At 65.0% G+C, this 18,615-nt stretch carries 14 protein-coding genes and 1 pseudogene; 10 read left to right on the top strand and 5 right to left on the bottom strand.

The genetic code is table 11. The features are described 5' to 3' along the window. Positions 1-69: 69 nt before the first annotated feature. Entirely contained in the window at positions 70-1,155 is a 1,086-nt protein-coding gene (locus ACVIHF_RS06405) for a substrate-binding domain-containing protein (RefSeq protein WP_225163543.1), read from the bottom strand. Between the two features lie 117 nt (positions 1,156-1,272). Between ACVIHF_RS06405 and ACVIHF_RS06410 the strand changes: the two genes are divergently transcribed. The 9 genes and pseudogenes from ACVIHF_RS06410 (at position 1,273) to ACVIHF_RS06450 (ending at position 13,276) form a co-directional block, all read left to right on the top strand. After that, positions 1,273-2,757 carry an aldehyde dehydrogenase family protein gene (locus ACVIHF_RS06410; protein ID WP_253610071.1) on the top strand — a complete coding sequence of 495 codons (1,485 nt, stop codon included), beginning with the start codon at positions 1,273-1,275 and terminating at the stop codon, positions 2,755-2,757. A 266-nt stretch (positions 2,758-3,023) separates the two neighbouring features. Beyond that, positions 3,024-3,863 (top strand): aldo/keto reductase, encoded by an 840-nt coding sequence (locus ACVIHF_RS06415; RefSeq protein ID WP_253609699.1) that lies wholly within the window; start codon positions 3,024-3,026, stop codon positions 3,861-3,863. A gap of 276 nt (positions 3,864-4,139) precedes the next feature. After that, on the top strand, positions 4,140-5,084 hold the full coding sequence (locus tag ACVIHF_RS06420) for a DMT family transporter (protein ID WP_253590479.1): 945 nt from the start codon (positions 4,140-4,142) through the stop codon (positions 5,082-5,084). A 246-nt stretch (positions 5,085-5,330) separates the two neighbouring features. Further along, complete coding sequence (locus ACVIHF_RS06425) at positions 5,331-9,218, top strand: autotransporter domain-containing protein (protein ID WP_456791870.1); 3,888 nt, start codon at positions 5,331-5,333, stop codon at positions 9,216-9,218. A 147-nt stretch (positions 9,219-9,365) separates the two neighbouring features. After that, positions 9,366-9,680 (top strand): annotated as a pseudogene (locus ACVIHF_RS06430) (alcohol dehydrogenase catalytic domain-containing protein); the annotation flags it as partial. Positions 9,681-9,807: 127 nt separating this feature from the next. Beyond that, entirely contained in the window at positions 9,808-10,419 is a 612-nt protein-coding gene (locus ACVIHF_RS06435; protein WP_456791871.1) for a zinc-binding dehydrogenase, read from the top strand. 107 nt (positions 10,420-10,526) lie between these two features. Then, a complete protein-coding gene (locus tag ACVIHF_RS06440) occupies positions 10,527-11,285 on the top strand; it encodes an SDR family NAD(P)-dependent oxidoreductase (protein WP_253609696.1) in 759 nt (252 codons plus the stop codon). A 4-nt stretch (positions 11,286-11,289) separates the two neighbouring features. Further along, a complete protein-coding gene (locus ACVIHF_RS06445; protein WP_253609695.1) occupies positions 11,290-12,549 on the top strand; it encodes an NAD(P)/FAD-dependent oxidoreductase in 1,260 nt (419 codons plus the stop codon). A gap of 58 nt (positions 12,550-12,607) precedes the next feature. Continuing rightward, a complete protein-coding gene (locus tag ACVIHF_RS06450) occupies positions 12,608-13,276 on the top strand; it encodes an amino acid ABC transporter permease (protein WP_074128493.1) in 669 nt (222 codons plus the stop codon). Positions 13,277-13,438: 162 nt separating this feature from the next. On the opposite strand, the gene ACVIHF_RS06455 is transcribed toward ACVIHF_RS06450, so the two are convergent. From ACVIHF_RS06455 to ppk2, 3 genes are all read right to left on the bottom strand, one after another. Next, on the bottom strand, positions 13,439-14,317 hold the full coding sequence (locus ACVIHF_RS06455) for a transporter substrate-binding domain-containing protein (protein ID WP_253609694.1): 879 nt from the start codon (positions 14,315-14,317) through the stop codon (positions 13,439-13,441). Positions 14,318-14,490: 173 nt separating this feature from the next. Then, positions 14,491-14,913, bottom strand: a complete 423-nt coding sequence (locus tag ACVIHF_RS06460) for a DUF6294 family protein (protein ID WP_028331873.1) — start codon at positions 14,911-14,913, stop codon at positions 14,491-14,493. A gap of 153 nt (positions 14,914-15,066) precedes the next feature. Beyond that, positions 15,067-15,930: a polyphosphate kinase 2 gene (ppk2, locus tag ACVIHF_RS06465; protein WP_253610070.1), complete on the bottom strand. Its 864-nt coding sequence runs from the start codon at positions 15,928-15,930 to the stop codon at positions 15,067-15,069. Between the two features lie 247 nt (positions 15,931-16,177). Between ppk2 and ACVIHF_RS06470 the strand changes: the two genes are divergently transcribed. Further along, entirely contained in the window at positions 16,178-17,350 is a 1,173-nt protein-coding gene (locus tag ACVIHF_RS06470) for a fumarylacetoacetate hydrolase family protein (protein WP_229190791.1), read from the top strand. Between the two features lie 740 nt (positions 17,351-18,090). Here the strand turns inward: ACVIHF_RS06470 and ACVIHF_RS06475 are convergent. After that, positions 18,091-18,552 carry an Lrp/AsnC family transcriptional regulator gene (locus tag ACVIHF_RS06475; RefSeq protein WP_016841346.1) on the bottom strand — a complete coding sequence of 154 codons (462 nt, stop codon included), beginning with the start codon at positions 18,550-18,552 and terminating at the stop codon, positions 18,091-18,093. Positions 18,553-18,615 lie beyond the last annotated feature (63 nt).

Below are 18,615 nucleotides of genomic sequence, written 5' to 3' on the forward strand. Positions count from 1 at the left end.
GTCATCGCACCTGGCGCAGGCCCGAAGGATCGACGGCCATCAGGTCGGCCGTTGCCGGGGTCTGCCTGATCAGCGGTCGGAATGCAGCTTCTCGAGAAACTCCTTCACCCCGCTGACGGCGCCGGTGTTGGAGGCGACATAACCGGGAAGGGCGCCCACCGCCTTGTGGAACTCGCTGCTCTTCATGATGTCGAGCACGCGCTGCATCGGCTCGGTCTCGAGGAAGGCGCGCTTGCAGACGAAGAAATAATCTTCCGTGAGCAGGCGGATGAAATCGAGCCCGAACTGCCGCGCCGCGGCCTCGACGCCGAAGCTCGCATCCGCCATGCCGCTCGCGACATAGGCGGCGACCGCCGCATGGGTGAATTCCATGTGCTGGGCGCCGTTGATCCGCCCTTCCGGGATCTTGTGCAGCGCCAGCAATTGATCGAACAGCAGCCGCGTGCCGGAATCGTGGTCGCGGTTGACGAAACGGGCCTTGCGCTCGACCAGGTCCTTCAGCGTCGTGATCTTCAGCGGGTTGCCGCGCTTGACCATCAGGCCCATCTCGCGCGTCACGAAATTGATGACGCGGTCCTCGCGCGGGTCGAGCCATTCGCGGCAGGCCTTGATGCCCTGCGCCCGCAATTCGCCGCGCGGCAGGTGCACGCCGGAGAGATCGCAGGCGCCCTGCGCCAGCGAGACCAGCGAGTTCTGGTTGCTGACATAGCGCAGATCGACGCCGACGCCGCCCGCGCGGTCAAGGAATTCGCGCAGCTTGGACACCGCAAAGCCGTGGCTGGCATGGACCCGGATCACCGACGGTCGCTGCTCGAGAAACGGCTTGATCTCGGTGACCAGTTCCTGCGCGAGGTTCTCGAGCTGCAGCCCGAGCCGCGCCTGCATGCGCTCGCCGGCCCACACCAGCTTCTCGCCGAATGGCGTCAGCTTCGAGCCCTTGCCGCGATGGGTCTCAACCAGCGGAACGCCGAAGAACTCGGTCCATTGCTCGATCAGGTTCCAGACATGACGATACGACAGCTGCGCGTCACTGGCGGCGCTGGTGATCTTTCCGGTCTTCCTGATCTCGTTGAGGATGCCGAGCATCACGACCGCGGTCTGCGGGCTGTCCTCTTTCCGAAAGCGCCAGACGGTCTCGATCTCGATCTGCAGCATCGTGGTTACCACTTATGAAATAGACTTCATATCTTGGCATGCCAATAGGCACAAGATATCATATTTACTGCTGATCAAAGCCTCCTAGGTTGAGTGACAACACCAGGAGGAAATATGATGTCCGTTGCATATGACTATGAGCGTGACGCCCGCCGCGCCCCGACCATCAGGGACGAATTGCTGCTGATCGACGGCGCCCGCGTCCGTTCGTTGTCCGGAAATACCTTCAAGTCGCTCAATCCCGCCACCGAGCAGGTGATCGCTGCCGTCGCCGAAGGCAATGAGGCCGATGTCGACCGTGCCGTGGCGGCTGCCCGCCGCGCCTTCGAGGGGCCGTGGCGCACCATGCGCGCGGCCGAACGTGGTCACATTCTGCTCCGATGGGCTGAACTGCTGAAGCAGCATGCCGACGAGATTGTCGCGCTCGAAAGCCTCGATGCCGGCAAGCCGATTGCGGGTGTGCTGCGCCAGGATTTTCCGGCCGCCATCGACACGCTGACCTATTACGCCGGCTGGGCCGACAAGATCAGCGGCGATGTGGTCTCGGCGCGCGACGACGCGTTGACCTATACGGTGCGCGAGCCGGTCGGCGTGGTCGCCGCGATCGTGCCGTGGAATTTCCCGCTGATGATCGGCATGTGGAAGCTCGCGCCGGCGCTCGCCTGCGGCTGCACGGTGGTGATGAAGCCGGCCGAGCTGACCTCGTTGTCGGCGCTGCGCATCGGCGAGCTCGCGCTCGAGGCCGGTTTGCCGAAGGGCGTGCTCAACATCGTGACCGGGCCCGGTCGCGTCGTCGGCGACGCGCTGGTCAATCATCCCGATGTCGACAAGGTGACGTTCACCGGCTCGCCCGGCGTCGGCCGCGGCATCATGAAGGGCGCCGCCGGCAACTTCAAACGGGTCTCGCTCGAGCTCGGCGGCAAGTCCGCCAATGTGATCTTCGACGATGCCAATCTCGAAGCCGCTGCCAAGGCCGCGGCTGCCGGCATCTTCTTCAATGCCGGGCAGGTCTGCTCGGCCGGCTCGCGCGTGCTGGTGCAGGAGAATGCCTATGACGAGGTGGTCGAGCGTCTGGTCGCCCGCGCCGAGGCGTTGCGGATCGGCGATCCGGCCGATCGCGCCACCGCGCTCGGGCCCGTCATCTCCGAGAAGCAGATGCGCTCGATCCTCGATTATGTCGAGATCGGCAAACATGAGGGCGCGCTGCTGGCCACCGGCGGCGCGCGGGTCGGTGACCGCGGCTATTTCATCAGTCCCGCGGTGTTCGCCAACGTCGCGCACGAGATGCGTATCTCGCAGGAGGAGATCTTTGGCCCCGTCGTCAGCGTGATCAAGTTCAAGGACGAGGCCGATGCGCTGCGCATCGCCAACGGCACCGCCTACAGCCTCGCTGCCGGCGTCTGGAGCGCGGATATGGGCCGCGTGCAGCGCTTCGCCAAAAAGGCCCGCGCCGGCACGGTGTGGATCAACACCTATGGCTACACCGATGTGCGGTTGCCGTGGGGCGGCGAGCGCGACTCCGGCCTTGGCCGCGAGCACGGCACCGCCGCGCTCGACAATTTTACCGAGCCTAAGGCGGTGTGGATGAACCTCAACGTTTGATGCGCGTCGAGAGACGCGAGAGCGCGCGTCACAATACAGCTGTCGTCCCGGCGAAGGCCGGGACCCATAACCACGAATATCTGTTGTTGCACAACGGGTGGAATGGCGAGTCCCGCCAACGACGACTGCTGCGGAGTATGGGTCCCGGCCTTCGCCGGGACGACGATGTGGAGATATCGCCGGGATGACGATGTGGAGACATGGTCGTCGGTATGCTTTATCGTCCTGCGCGGAGCCACAAGGGAACTACGCAGAACGAGGCGATCGTGCAGACAAAAAAATTCGGCGACAACGGCCCGCAGGTCTCGGTGATCGGGCAGGGCACCTGGTATCTCGATCGCGGTGATCGCAAGGCGGCCGTCGCTGCGCTGAAGCGCGGCATCGATGCCGGCATGACGCATATCGACACCGCCGAGATGTACGGCGACGCCGAGCTTGTGATCGCGGATGCGATGTCAGGCCGGCGCGACGAGCTGTTCCTGGTCTCGAAGGTCTTGCCGAGCAACGCCTCGCGGCGCGGCACCATCACCGCCTGCGAGCGCTCGCTGAAGCGGCTGAAGACCGATCGCCTCGATTGCTATCTGCTGCACTGGCGCGGAACCACTCCGCTTGCCGAGACGGTCGCGGCGTTCGACGAATTGATCGCCGCGGGCAAGATCCGGTCCTGGGGCGTCAGCAATTTCGACACCGAGGATCTCGACGAACTGCTCGATGTCGCGGGTGAAGGCAAGATCGCGTGCAACCAGGTGCTCTACCATCTGCAGGAGCGCGCCATCGAGCACGCCGTGATTACCTGGTGCGAGCAGCACGGCGTCGCCGTCGTCGCCTACTCGCCGTTCGGTCACAATGATTTTCCCTCGCCGTCGAGCAGGGCCGGCGCGGCGCTGCAATCGATCGCGCAGGCGCACAAGGCAACGCCGCGCCAGGTGGCGCTCAGCTTCCTCACGCGGCTGCCGTCGGTGCTCGCGATTCCGAAGGCATCGAACGCGGAACACGCGGCGGAGAATGCGGTGGCGGGAACTCTGAAGCTGAGCGGCGATGAACTCGCCGCGCTCGATGCCGCGTTCCCGCGCGGGCCGAAGCCACGCTCGCTGCCGATGCTCTGAACTGGAAAGTTTCGTGGCTTGGCCTCGCAATTCGCGGGATTCACGCTGCTCCGCTCCACACAGTTCTTAACAAACTGTTGCAGTCGCGGCCGCACACAGGCTGCGGCGGGCGGTCGCGCGCGCTGGTGCATATCGGAGTCCCGTTTTCGGGCATTGTTCTCGCCGCGGAATTGGCGTTTTGTACGAGCAGCAGATTCCCCTTATTTTGCCTTCGAGATTGCCGTGACACCGCCCCCCGCAGCCGTGGCCGCCAGGCTGGACAGCGTTCCCCTTTCATTGCCCGCAAAGACCGCGCCCGCAGCGACAAGCAAGGCGCCCGCCCGCACCGACCGGCCGTTCAAGGGCATCGCGCTGATCCTGCTGTCGACCGTGTTCCTGGGCACCTCCGACGTCACGGCAAAATATCTCTCCTCCACGCTGCCCTCGATCGAGATCGCCTGGATCCGCTTCCTGGTGTTTGCGATGATCATGACGCCGGCGATGCTGCCAGGCTCGCCGCTGTTCGCGCTGCGCAGCAGCCGTCCCGGCCTGCACGTGCTGCGCGGCGCCGCGCTGCTCGGCTCCTCGCTGATCTTCATCACGGGGCTCGGCTTCCTGCCGATCGCCGAAGCCTCCGCCACCAGCTTCGTCTCGCCGCTGTTCGTCACCGCGCTGTCGATCGCTTTCCTCGGTGAGAGGGTCGGCATGCGACGCTGGATCGCGACCGCGGTCGGCCTCGCCGGCGTGTTCATCATCCTGCGGCCGGGCACCAGTGCCTTCCATCCCGCCGCGATCTTTCCGATCGTCTCGGCGCTGGCGTGGGCGGCCACGTTGATCCTGACGCGCATGATGAGCGGCAGCGAGCGCCCGATCACCGTGATGACCTATTCGTCGATCGTCGGCGTCGCCATCGTCAGCGCGCTGGTGCCGTTCGTCTGGGTCACGCCGAGCTGGCACGACATCATGTTCGGCATCCTGATCGGCGTTGCGTCCACCGTCGGACAGTGGATCGTGGTGCTGGCGTTCCGCTATGGCGATGCCTCGGTGCTCGCGCCGTTCTCCTACACGCAGCTGCTGTGGGTCAGCATCCTCGGCTTCATGATCTTCGGCGAAGTGCCCGACCGTTGGACCATTCTCGGCGCCGGCTTCATCGTCGCCTCAGGCCTCTACACCGCGCATCGCGAGCGCGTCCGACGGTCGCAGCTGCTGACCGTGGCCAGCGAGCCGTCGCCGAACGCCTGAGCGTCCGGACGAAATCGTGCGTCGGTTGCGAAGCCGGCTTCAACTAGCGTTGCGCGGGTACAACAGTCGGGCCGAAATCTTTGATCTCGGATCGCTGAATCACCGGATTTCGGAAACGATCGGCAACCTCACGGTTCGCCGCGTGCTAACCCTAGCCCCAAGAGCGCCGCAGAGCGTTTGGGGGTCGGGTACGTGCATTTTGGTTCGTTCTTTTTCCTGTCAGGCGGTCGGTCGTCTCGCGCTGCGATGGCCTTGGCACTCTGCGCCCTGACCAGCGCAATCGCGTTGCCGACCGGCTCGGCACAAGCGCAAAGCTACACCTGGGGCGGCACGGGCAGCTCGACGAGCACCGATGTCTACGAACTCCCGACCAACTGGTCGACCACGTCGGCCGGCGCGCCACCGATCCTCCCGAACCAGTCAGCCATTTTCGATTCATCGGGATCGGCGACGGTCACCATCGGGCCCGGCTTGATGCTGCCGGGGTCCTGGACCTTCACCGCCAATTCGCAATCCTACACGATCAATGGCAACCCGGTTGGCTTCAGCCTGTCCGGGCCGACCGGCGGCCTGATCAACCAGGCCAACAACGGCCAGACCATCACGATCAACGCCAACCTCACCGACGGCATTGGCGGTCCGGCGATGGTGCAGCAGCTCGGCAACAGCACGCTGGTGCTCGCGGGCACCAATGCCTATTCCGGCGGCACGCTGATCTCCGCCGGAACCGTGCAGGTGACGAATGCGGATTCGGTCGGCACCGGCGCCATCACGCTCAATGGCGGCACGTTCCAGATGCAGTCGCCGACGGTCTCGAGCGTCGCCTTCGCCAACAACATCGCGGTCAATGCGGCCGGCGGCACGGTCGATGCGAACGGCGCCCAGGTCAATCTCCAGGGCGTGATCGCCGACGGCGTCGGCGCCGGGGTTCTGCGCCTGATCGACTCGTCCGCGTCCGGATTCTCCAATGTGCAGCTCTCCGGCGCCAACACCTATTCCGGCGGCACGCTGGTGGTCGATACGACCGTTGTCGTCAGCAACAACAGTTCGGTCGGGTCAGGCACCGTCACGCTCGACAATGCCTCGTTTCAGGCCGACGGCCTCAGCAACCTGACCTTCGCCAACAACTTCAAGATCAATACGTCGGCCATCGGCAGCGCGATCGATGCCAATGGCGTCACGCTCACGATCGCCGGCAACATCGCCGACGGCAACGGCCCCGGCAAGCTGACCGTGCTGGATAATTCAGGCGGCCTCGGCCGCGTGGTGCTGCTCGGCACCAACACCTACACCGGCGGCACCACGATCTGCGATTGCGCGACATTGCAACTCGGCGACGCCAGCCACACCGCTTCAATCGTCGGCGAGGTCGCCGTCGACGGCAAGTTCGACATCGTGAATGCCAACACCGCGGGCATCACCAAGATCGTCAACGACGGCTTCAACGGGATCGCCACCACGACGTTCTACAATTCCACCACGGCGTCGACGGCGACGATCGTCAACCAGAATTTCGGCATCACGGAGTTTCGCGACAGCAGCACCGCTGGCAATGCCACCGTGAGCAACACCAATGGTGCGCTCACAGTGTTCCGCGACACCAGTTCTGCCAGCAACGCCAGGTTCACCAACACCAACGGCGGCACTGTGGTGTTCGGCGACGCGTTTGGTCCTCCCGGCGGCTCCGACACCAGCACGGCCGCCAAGGCCGTGATCGACAACTCCAACGGCGGCGCCGCGGTGTTTCTGGGCCACACCAATGCAGGGCAGGCCACCATCACCAACGGCACCAATGGCGGCTCGACGCAGTTTTTCGAGTCCTCATCTGCGGCTTCGGCAACCATCGTTACGCTCGCGGGCGGTCAGGTCGCCTTTTTTCAGAACAGCACGGCGGCGAACGCCAGTTTCGACAACAGCGGCGTGCTCTATTTCGGATCTGTCGGTATCAACCCGGTGGAGGCGCCGACCGCGGCCAACGCGACGATCGTCAATCGGGCTGGCGGCGTTCTCCAGTTCGATGCCTATGCCACCGCGGGCAATGCGATTATCGACAACCAGGCCGGCAGCCAACACATCTTCACGGCGTTCGCTACCGCGGGCGACGCCACCATTACCACTGAAGCCGGCAGTACCATTAAGTTCTTCAACAACGCGACCGGCGGCAACGCACAGTTCATCACCAACGGCACCGGACTGGTCGATTTCTCGCTCAGCACGGGGCTGAACGGCGACGGGCGCATCACCGCGGGTTCGATCGCAGGCTCCGGCTTCTATTATATCGGCTCAGGCAACACCCTCGCCGTTGGCAGCAATAATCTCTCGACGACGCTCAGCGGCGTGCTTGCCGACTTCGATCCGTTGAACCCATTCCATATCTGTGGCTGTTTCGGCGGCGGTCGCACCGGTCCGGCGAATTTTGAAAAGACCGGCAGCGGCAGGCTGACCCTGTCGGGCACCAATACCTACACCGGCACCACCGTCGTCAATGGCGGCATTCTGCAGGTCGACGGCTCGATCGCCTCGTCGAGCCTCACCACGGTGAATGCCGGCGGCGCGCTCTCCGGCATCGGCACCGTCGGCAACACGACGATTGCAAGCGGCGGCATCCTGATGCCCGGCAACGCGACACCAGGCACATCCCTGAACGTGGCGGGCAACCTCGCCTTCCAGTCGGGGGCACTGTACCTCGTCGGGCTCAATTCGACGGCGTCCACCTTGGCCAAGGTGAGCGGCAGTGCGAAGCTGGCCGGATCGGTCGGCGTCAGCGTCGCCGCCGGCAGTACGATTGCCAAGCAATACACCATCCTGTCGGCGGCCGGCGGCCGCAACGGCACGTTCGCCGGTGTCGATTCAACCGGGCTGCCGTCGAACCTCGTCGCGACGCTCGGCTATGACGCGAGCAACACCTATCTGAACTTCACGCTCGATTACGGCGCGAAGTCGAAGCTGAACGTCAATCAGCAGAACGTCGCCGCCACACTGCAGAACTTCTTCAACGCCAATGGCGGTATCAACGCGGTGTTCGCCGGGCTGTCGCCGGCCGGCTTGACGCAGGCCTCGGGCGAGGGCGCGACCGGTTCGCAGCAGGCGACGTTCAACGCGATGGGCCTGTTCCTCGGTCTGCTGACCGATCCGTTCGTCGCCGGGCGCGATGGTGGGTTTGGCGGCGGCGCGGGGGCGACGCCGTTCGCCGAGAAGAGCATGCCGCTCGCCTATGCGGCGCGCCAGAGCGAGCCGCGCGATGCGCTGGCCGCGATCTACACCAAGGCGCCGCCGCGGCTGGTCGATTTCGAGCAGCGCTGGAGCGTATGGGCGGCGGGCTATGGCGGCTCGCAGACCACCAGCGGCAATGCGGTGCTGGGCTCGAACAACACCAGCAGCAGCCTCTATGGCACCGCGGTTGGCGCCGACTACCGCTTCTCGCCGAACACCATTGCCGGCTTTGCGCTCGCCGGCGGCGCCACCAGCTTCAGCGTCAACGGTCTCGGCTGGGGTCGCTCCGATCTGTTCCAGGCCGGCGCATTCGTTCGCCACAGCGTCGGCGCCGCGTACTTAAGCGCGGCGCTCGCCTATGGCTGGCAGGATGTCACCACCGATCGCATCGTCACCGCGGCCGGCGCCGATCACCTGCGCGCCAACTTCAATGCCAATGCCTGGTCTGGCCGGCTCGAGGGCGGCTATCGCACTGCCACGCCGTGGATCGGGCTGACGCCTTACGCCGCGGCGCAGTTCACGAGCTTCGAGCTGCCGGCCTATGCGGAAAGCGTGGCCTCCGGCGGCGGCGCCTTCGCGCTGAATTATGCAGCGAAGAGCGTCACCGACGTCAGGAGCGAACTCGGCCTGCGCGCCGACAAGTCGTTCGCGGTCGACGGCGGCATCGTGACGCTGCGCGGCCGCGTCGCCTGGGCGCATGACTTCAATCCGGACCGCACCGTTGGTGCGGTGTTCCAGACGCTGCCCGGCGCGGCCTTCGTGGTCAACGGCGCGGCGCAGGCCAGCGACTCGGCGCTGACCACGGCCTCCGCCGAGCTGAAGTGGCGCAACGGCTGGTCGGCGGCTGCGACCTTCGAGGGCGAATTCTCCAACGTGACACAGTCTTACGCCGGCAAGGGCGTTATGCGCTATACGTGGTGACCCTCCGTGCTATAGCCTCCTGCGGCGAAAGCTTGTCCCGGACTTGATCCGCGACAGCATTTCGCGAGACGAAATACGCATCAAAATGAGTGGGACAAAACCCACGCGGGAGGGAATATGCGCGCAGCGATCTTCAGGAACGGCGAGATGGTCGTCGACCGGGTGCCCGAGCCGAAGCCCGGCGCCGGCCAGGTGCTGGTCAAATCGCTCGCCTGCGGCATCTGCGGTTCCGATCTGCACGCACGCAAGCATGCCCACCGCATGGTGGAGCTGAGCAAGTTCCTGCCCGGTCGCACGCCGATGGATCTGTCGCGCGACGTCGTGTTCGGCCATGAGTTCTGCTGCGAGGTCCTCGACTACGGCCCGAACACGACGCGCAAGCTGAAGCCCGGGACGAAAGTGTGCTCGCTGCCGGCGCTGCTGACGCCGGAGGGCCCGAAGGGCATCGGCTATTCCAACGATTATCTCGGCGGCTATGCCGAGCAGATGCTGCTCAGCGAGCCGCTGCTGCTCGAAGTGCCGAACGGGCTTGCGGCCGAGCACGCCGCGCTCACCGAGCCGCTTGCGGTCGGCGTGCATGCGGGTGGCGATGGCCAACATCCAGGGCGGCGAGGTGCCGCTGGTGATCGGCTGCGGACCGGTCGGGCTGGCGGTGATTGCGGCGCTGAAGATCAGGGGGCTTGGACCGATCGTTGCTGCCGATTATTCGCCGGCGCGGCGCCTGCTCGCCGAGAAGATGGGCGCCGATGTGGTGGTCGATCCCGCCAAGACGCAGCCCTATGCGAGCTGGGCCGAGCACGCCCAGATGACCGACGCGGAGAAGGCGGCGCGGCCGCCGATGCAGGCGCTGCTGCCGCCGCTGAAGCCCGCGCTGATTTTCGAATGCGTCGGCGTGCCCGGCGTGCTGCAGCAGGTGTTCGAGGGCGCCCCGCGCAGCGCCCGTGTCGTCGTGGTCGGCGTCTGCATGGAGACCGACAAGTCCGAGCCGATGCTCGGCATCATCAAGGAGCTCAACGTCCAATATGTGCTCGGCTACACGCCCGAGGAATTTGCCTATTCGCTGCGCCTGATCGCGGAAGGCAAGGTGGATGCCGCCTCGCTGGTCACTGGCCGCGTCGGCATCGACGGCGTCGCGCAGGCGTTTGCCGATCTCGCCAATCCCGAGGCGCACACCAAGATCCTGGTCGAACCGTGGCGCTGATTTGGCGTTGAACGCGGCGGTAAACTGACGGCGAGGGGCGCGGTTTGCATTTCGTGACGCCGAACCTATAGTTCGCTGTCTCGTATCGCACTGACAGCACGCACCTCATGCGAATTTCGATCATCACCGGAGGCGGCTCCGGCATCGGCGCCGCAGTCGCGCGCCGGCTCGCCGGCCCCGCTCAATCCCTGATGCTGCACGGACAGGGCACCACCGCCGTCGGCCTCGCGCGGCTGAATTCGGTTGCGGAGGAATGCCGCGGCAAGGGCGCAAGGGTCGAGGTCAGCACCGGCGATCTCGCCAAGGCCGGCGCCGGCACCGCGCTGGTCGCGGCAACGCGGGCCGCGTTCGGGCCGATCGACAGCATCGTGCACGCCGCGGGCTTTGCCGACCGGCGCGAGTTCGCCGGCCTGCCGCGCGAGGCGCTGGAGCGCGCCTTCGCGGTGATGGCGGCGGCCTTCCATGAAATCGCGGCGGCGGCGCTGTCCGACCTCACGCGCAGCGCGCAAGGCCGCGTCGTCGCGGTGTCGAGCTTCGGGCCGCATCGCTTCGTGCCCGGCGCCACCTATCCGGCATCGGCCGCCGCGAAGGCCGCGCTCGAGGTGCTGGTGAAGTCGCTCGCGATCGAGCTCGCCGCGTCAGGCGCCACCGCCAACGCCGTGATGCCGGGCTACACCCGCAAGGATCCCGGCCTGTTCGGCGCGCTTGATACCGCGACCTGGGAGAGCGTCGCAAAGGCCAATCCGATGCAGCGGCTGGCCGAGGCCGACGAGGTCGCGGCCGTCGTCGCCTTCCTGCTGTCGCCGGAAGCAAGCCACGTCACTGGCGCGACGCTGCCGGTCGATGGCGGCCTGACCTTGATGTGACGCCATGAGCGAGGGCGAACCAACAGAGCAGGTCGATGTTGCGGTGCTCGGTGCCGGCATGGTCGGCGTCTCGGCGGGCCTCGCCGCGCAACAGCGCGGGCTCTCCGTCGTCGTCGTCGATCGCCGCGAGCCCGGCAGCGAAACCTCCTACGGCAATGCCGGCATCATCTCCTCGGGCTCGATCCTGCCGCTCAATACGCCGTCGCTGCTGAAGAACCTGCCGAAATATCTGACCAACGCGCATCCGGCGCTGCGCTGGAACATTGCGTGGGCGCTCGCCAATACCGGCTGGGTGATCCGCTTCCTCGCGGCGGCAACGCCGTCGCAGACCAAACCGCGCGCCGCCGCGCTGCACGGCCTGATCAGGACCTCGCTGAAGCTGCATCGCGACTGGATCGTGCAGGCCGGCGCCGGCCATCGCATCCGCGAAACCGGCTGGCTCAAGGCCTGGCGCAGCGACGGGCTCGCCGCCGCCCAGGCTGAGCAGGCAGCGCTCGCCGAGTTCGGCATCCGGAGCGAGGTGCTTGATCGGCAGGCGATCTCCGCGCTCGAGCCCAACATCATTCCTGCCTATAGCGTCGGCCTGCTGCACACGCAGACGGCATCGGTCGATTCACCCGGCGCAGTGGTCAAGGCCTACGCGCAGATGTTCGCCGCTGGCGGGGGCACGATCAGGCAATCCGGAATCCGGCGGATCGAGCCGCACGGCGACGGCTGGCGCGTGCAGCTCGCCGACGGCGAGATCGCCGCGCGCCATGTCGTGGTCGCGCTCGGGCCGTGGTCGGCCGAGCTGCTGCAGCCGCTCGGCTATCGCGTGCCGCTGGCGTTCGAGCGCGGCTATCATCAGCATTTCGTGCCGAACCCGGCACGCAAATTGCTGCGGCCGATCCATGATGCGGAGGGCGGCTTTCTGATGACGCCGATGGAGCAGGGCGTTCGCGTCACCAGCGGCGTCGAGCTCACCGCGCGCGACGCGCCGTCGAATTTTTCGCAGCTCGAGGCGGTGGTGCCGATGGCGCGCAGCGTGGTCGAATTCGGCGATGCGGTCGGCGAGCGCTGGCGCGGCGCGCGGCCGACGCTGCCCGACAGCCTGCCGATGATCGGTAAGGCGCCGCGGCATCGCGGACTCTGGCTCGCCTTCGGCAACCAGCATATCGGCTTCACCACCGGCCCCGGAACGGGCGCCGCAATTGCGGCGATGATCGCGGGCGATGCGCCGCCGTTTGAGGTCAAGGCATTTTCGCCCGGCCGGTATATCGCGTGACTTGCGCGAGGCCGCCTGCAATGTTTGGCGATCAAGCGCGCGGCAACCGAGGGGCAGGATGAACTACGTCTGGGATTTCGGCATCCTTGCCAAGTACAGCCATCTGTTCTGGCTCGGGCTCGGCTGGACCATCGCCTACACCATCGGCACCATCATCCTCGGGACCTTGATCGGCCTGATCGTCGGCATGCTGCGGCTGCGGCGCATTCCGGTGATCGACTGGCTCCTGATCGCCTATATCGAGACATTCCGCTGCACGCCGCTGCTGGTGCAGATCATCTGGTTCTACTATGCGTTTCCGGTGGTGATCGGCGTCAACATCCCGGCGCATGTCGCCGCCGTCAGCGTGCTGTCGCTCTATGGCGGCGCGTTCTATGCCGAGATCGTGCGCGGCTCGATCGAGAGCGTGCCGGTCGGGCAGTGGGACGCGGCGAAGGCGCTCGGCTTCCGCGGCTGGCGCCTGATGCGGCTCGTGATCCTGCCGCAGGCGCTGAAGCCGATGATGGCGCCCTATGTCAACCAGTCGGTCACGCAGCTCAAGAACACCTCGCTGGTCTCGATCATCGCGGTACCCGATCTCGTCTACAACGCGACCTTGATCAACGCCGACACCTACCGGCCGCTCGAGGTCTACACCATCGTGGCGCTGATCTATTTCGCGATCCTGTTCCCGTCGACGCTGGTGGCCAGGCGGCTGGAGCGCGGGCTGACCTACGACAAGGTGTGAGTTGCTTGACCTCTCCCGCTTGCGGGGGAGGTCGGATCGCATCGTTAGATGCGATCCGGGTGGGGGCTCTCTCCATACATAGGGTGTCGCTTGTGGCGACACCCCCACCCCGGCCCTCCCCGCAAGCGGGAGAGGGAGATCACTGCCGTCTCGGCAATCGCCTCAGATACTCAACTCCACCGGTACATCCTCGGGCTTGACGCCGGCAAGGCCGAGGCCCTTGACGAACCATTCGCGCATCTGGCCGATGCCGCGGTTGTAGTCGATCCAAACCGAGAGAAAATCGCGCCAGCGCTTGTCGGCTTCGCGCCGTACCGCCGTGCCGCTCGCGATCGTCACCGACGGCGAGGCCAGGATCTTGTAGGTGCCGAGGTTCGGATTCTTGGCGATCGCGGTCAGCCCGAGCACCAGCGCGTTGACCACGCAGTCGACGCGACCCGACGACATTTCCAGCATCACCTCGTCGCGCGACTTCAGCGACTTGATGGTGGCGTTCGGCGCAAAGCGGCGCGCCACCGCCTCGTTGGCCGAGCCGACGTCGACAGCGATCTTGACCTCGGGCTTGTTGATGTCGGCCCAGGTCTTGGCTTCCAGCCCCTTCTTCAGCATCGCGCCGAACGGATGCGGGAACACCAGATTGGTGAAATCGACCACCAGCGCGCGCTGCGGCGTCGGGTTGAGCGCGAAGCCGAGGTCGATCTTGTTGGCCTGCAGATCGAGGATTGAATTGCCGTAGGTCGACTCGACATATTCCAGCTTGACGTCGAGCAGTTTGGCCAGATCGTTGGCCATCTCGATCGAGAAGCCGGACCAGGTGCCCGAGGCAAGGTCCTTGTTGAAATAGGGCAGCTCGCCCGGCAGCACCGCGATCCGCAGCACCTTGTTGGCCCGGATGCGATCCAGCGTGTTGTCGGCCGGCGTCTGCGCCGAGGCCGGCGTTGCCATCGCGGCCGCGAGCGCCGCGCCGCCGCCGATCCCGAGCGCATAGCGCAGCGCGTCGCGGCGATCTTCGGAGATTTTGATGTCGTCGGATTGAGTCAAGCGGGCCTCCCTGCACCAGATCGGGGGAAGCCTAGCGTCGGTACCCGGTGCCAGCAAGTGCGCGCGTCTGCACCATTGGTAGGCAAGGCGAGGGCGCGGTCGCCTACGTGCCGGACTTCACCTCTCCCGCTTGTGGGGGAGGTCGAATAAGCCGCGAACCGCGCCCTTAGGGGTTAGCAACGATAGGTCATGTTCGCCCCTGTGACCGAAGAAAAGAAAACGGCGGGGAAGCTCAGTTCGGCTACCCAATCGAGCACTTGGTTGTCTGTCTGGGTTTCTGGGCTTGAAAGGTGTGGAAATTGAAAAAGCACCGTCCCGTGAATGTCCAAAAGAACGAGACGATCGATAACCCAAACATCACCGTCGTCGGTCGAGAAAAATTTTGCCAGCAATTCTGCTGTTCCGTCAGAACGAAGCCTGAGAGTGGGGCCGTTGTTCAGGGTGCCGTTCAAGAAGCCGGACAGCTTGCAATCGCCGTAACGAATAGGCGCGCTCCAACTAAGGTCAAGGGTTTGGATAGCATGTGTCGCAACACCCTTATAGCTTTCTGGCTGGTCGGTCGCCGAGCTTTTGCTTTCAAGATGTTCTTTCAACATAGCGTACGCCTCCTTCTAGCCCGCGAATTGCGAGCAACCTCTGGTTTAAAGGGAGGGCGCAAAAGGACCAGTGAGCTGCCTCACAATCTGCAATCGCGATTTAGTGATCCTCCCCCGTAAGCGGGGGAGGACAGAGCGTGCTCGTGCCCAGAATCAATATCGTCCCGGCACGTACATCTCCTGCGGGATCGGGCCGCGGTGATAGTCCGGGTTGCGCACCCGCGGCGGCAGCACCACCGGCTGGTGGGTGACCGCCTGATAGGGGATCTGGCTCAAGAGATGCGAGATGCAGTTGAGCCGGGCGCGCTTCTTGTCGACTGCATCGACGATCCACCACGGCGAGTCCTGCAGGTGCGTGCGTTCCAGCATCGTTTCCTTGGCCTTGGTGTAGAGCTCCCAGCGGGTCCGCGCCTCGACGTCCATCGGGCTCAGCTTCCACTGCTTCAGCGGATCCTGGATCCGCATCGAGAAGCGGAACGCCTGTTCCTCGTCGGTGATCGAGAACCAGTATTTCAGGAGGACGGTGCCGGAGCGGATCAGCATGCGCTCGAATTCCGGCACCGAGTTGAAGAATTCCTCATACTGCTCGTCGCTGCAGAACCCCATCACCTTCTCGACGCCGGCGCGGTTGTACCAGCTGCGGTCGAACAGCACGATCTCGCCGCCGGCCGGCAGATGCGAGACATAGCGCTGGAAGTACCATTGCGTGCGCTCGCGCTCGTTCGGCGCCGGCAGCGCCGCGATCCGGCAGACCCGCGGGTTGAGCCGCTGGGTGATGCGCTTGATCACGCCGCCCTTGCCGGCGGAATCGCGGCCCTCGAACAGCACGACGACCTTCTTCTTCTCGTGCTGCACCCAATCCTGCAGCTTGACCAGTTCGCCCTGCAGCCGCAGCAATTCGCGGAAATAGAACTTGCGGTCGATCGACGGCCTGCCGGCGGCGCCGTCATGGTCGAGCTCGTCGAGCCTCATGTCGTCGAGCTCGAGCTCGAGTTCCTCGTCGAGGCTGTCGGCCATCTCCTGATGGATGCGGGCGCGCAAGGCTTCATCCCGCAAGGCTTCGTCCCGCAAGGCTTCATCCCGGGAGGCTTCGTCGGTGAGGGCTGAGGTCGTCATGAAGGTCCGTCTTTCAGTGTGTTAGATGGATCGGACGGCAGCATTGACGGGCGATGTTACCCCTCTATGACAATGCCGTGACCGCTGTTTCACGCCGCCGGGCGGACTGTGCTAACAAGCCGACAAAACCAAAAAGGGAGATGTGCCGATGATTTCGCTCACGCCAAAAGACGTCCTGCCGGAGGACGGCACCGCCGGCACGCTGGTCGGGCGGGTCTGGTTGCCGCAGGCCGGCGGGCCGGCCGTCGTCGCGGTGCGGGCAGACGGTGTGTTCGATGTCACGGCGCGGTTCCCGACGGTGAGCGCGCTCTGCGAGGAAAGCGATCCCGCGGCCGCGCTGCGCGCCACGGGCGGCGAGCGGATCGGCGATTTCGAGGCGATCCTCGCCAACACCCCGCCCGACGGCCGCGACAAGGCCAGGCCGCATCTGCTGGCGCCGGTCGATCTCCAGGTGCTGAAGGCCGCCGGCGTCACCTTCGCGATCTCGATGCTGGAGCGCGTGATCGAGGAGCGGGCGCGCGGCAATCCGTCCTCGGCGGACGCGATCCGCAAGGAAGTGGTGCGCCTGGTCGGCGACGATCTCTCCAAGCTGAAGCCCGGCTCCGAGCAGGCGATGAAACTGAAGCAGGTGCTGATCGATCAGAATGCCTGGAGCCAGTATCTCGAGGTCGGCATCGGTCCCGACGCCGAAGTGTTCACCAAGGCGCCGACGCTGTCCTCGGTCGGATCAGGCATGGATGCCGGGCTGCATCCGAAGTCGACCTGGAATAATCCGGAGCCGGAGGTCGTGCTTGTTGTCTCCGCCGCCGGCAAGATCGTCGGCGCCGCGCTGGGCAACGACGTCAATCTGCGCGACTTCGAGGGGCGCTCGGCGCTGTTGCTGTCGAAGGCCAAGGACAACAACGCTTCCTGCGCGATCGGCCCGCTGCTCCGGCTATTCGACCAGACCTTCTCGCTCGACGATGTCAGGAAGATGGATGTCGGCCTGACCGTGACTGGCGCAGACGGCTTCGTGCTCGAGGGCCATTCCTCGATCAGCAAGATCAGCCGCGACCCGACCGATCTGGTCGCCCAGACCATCGGCCCCGTGCATCAATATCCTGATGGATTTGCGCTGTTCCTCGGCACGATGTTCGCGCCGGTCAAGGATCGCGATGCCAAGGGCGAGGGCTTTACCCACAAGCGCGACGACATCGTGACCATCGCCGCACCGCAGCTCGGCAAGCTGGTCAACCGGATGCGCAATAGCGACGAATGCGAGCCCTGGACCTTCGGCGTCGGTGCGCTGATGAAGAACCTCGCACAGCGCAAGGTGCTGTGAGGATCAGGACGGGGCGGCGAGTCCACACCTCGGCCGCTTCGTCGGCCGTGTGCGGCCTGTCGCGTGGCGGCAGGTCGGCGCCGGGTTGCGCCGACAATCCGGTGACGTTCAGCCGCCTCTCGCAGCGCGTTGAACGACGACGATGGTGACTGTGCCGAAGCGGCGGCGTTGCCGAACATGTTCAGAAACCTGCGCGGCAGATCGACCGTGTGGCGCAACTTGCGCGCGCTAAAACACGCGGAATTTGCCGCTTTTTCCTAGCTTTATGTGAACCAGTTCATCCTCGTTCGCGCCGGTCCGCTCCAGCATATTGGCTCGACGCGAACAGAAGGAATCGCGGACATGAGCGAGCAGCCATCAAACGGAATGCCCGATTGGCTCACCACCGATATGCTGGTCATTGCCGTCTCACTGGCCATCATCGTGATTGGGATATGGATCGCGCCGTAGCCTGGTTGTCGCGGCGAGGCCGTCCAGCCGGGCAGGGCGCCAGCGGCAATCACTGAGTTGCCCGACGGCGCAAGCCTCTTTTGCAAAACGGAACGAGATGCAAAGCTCGGACGATTCACACACTCAGTGTCGTCCCTGCGAAAGCAGGGACCCATAACCCCAAATACAAATTGTTAAGCGATGCTGCAACGGCGAGTCCCTCTCACAACAACTGCTGCGGCGTATGGGTCCCGGCCTTCGCCGGGACGACACTGTGGGGTTGGCGTCATTCGAGTGACCAACCAACGCCCTCACACCGGCAACGCCGTCGAATACTTCACCTGGCTCAGCGCAAAGCTCGACTCGATGGAGGCGATGCCGTCGAGCCGGGTCAGCTTGTTCTTCAGGAATGCCTCGTAGGAGGAAAGGTCGGCGGCGACGACGCGCAGCAGATAGTCGCGGTTGCCGGTCATCAGGTAGCATTCGAGCACCTCGTCCCATTTCGAGATCGCGCGCGCGAAGCGGTTGAGGTCTTCCTCCTTCTGCCGCGCCAGCTTGATCGAGATGAAGACGGAGACGTGCAGCCCGATCGACTTCTGGTCGACGGTTGCGATGTAGCGAGAGATCACGCCGCGCTCCTCGAGCAGCTTGACCCGGCGGTGGCAAGGCGACACCGACAACCCGACCTTGTCGGCGAGTTCCTGCATGGTCATGCGGCTGTCGGTCTGGAGCAGACTCAGGATCTTGCGGTCGATGGCATCGAGGGCAGGCATTGGGATGAACTCGTCAGTTGAAGTTGGATCGTGGGAATTTATCCCAATTTTTCCTGTGCTGTC

It is taken from the genome of Bradyrhizobium sp. USDA 4506, assembly GCF_054058795.1.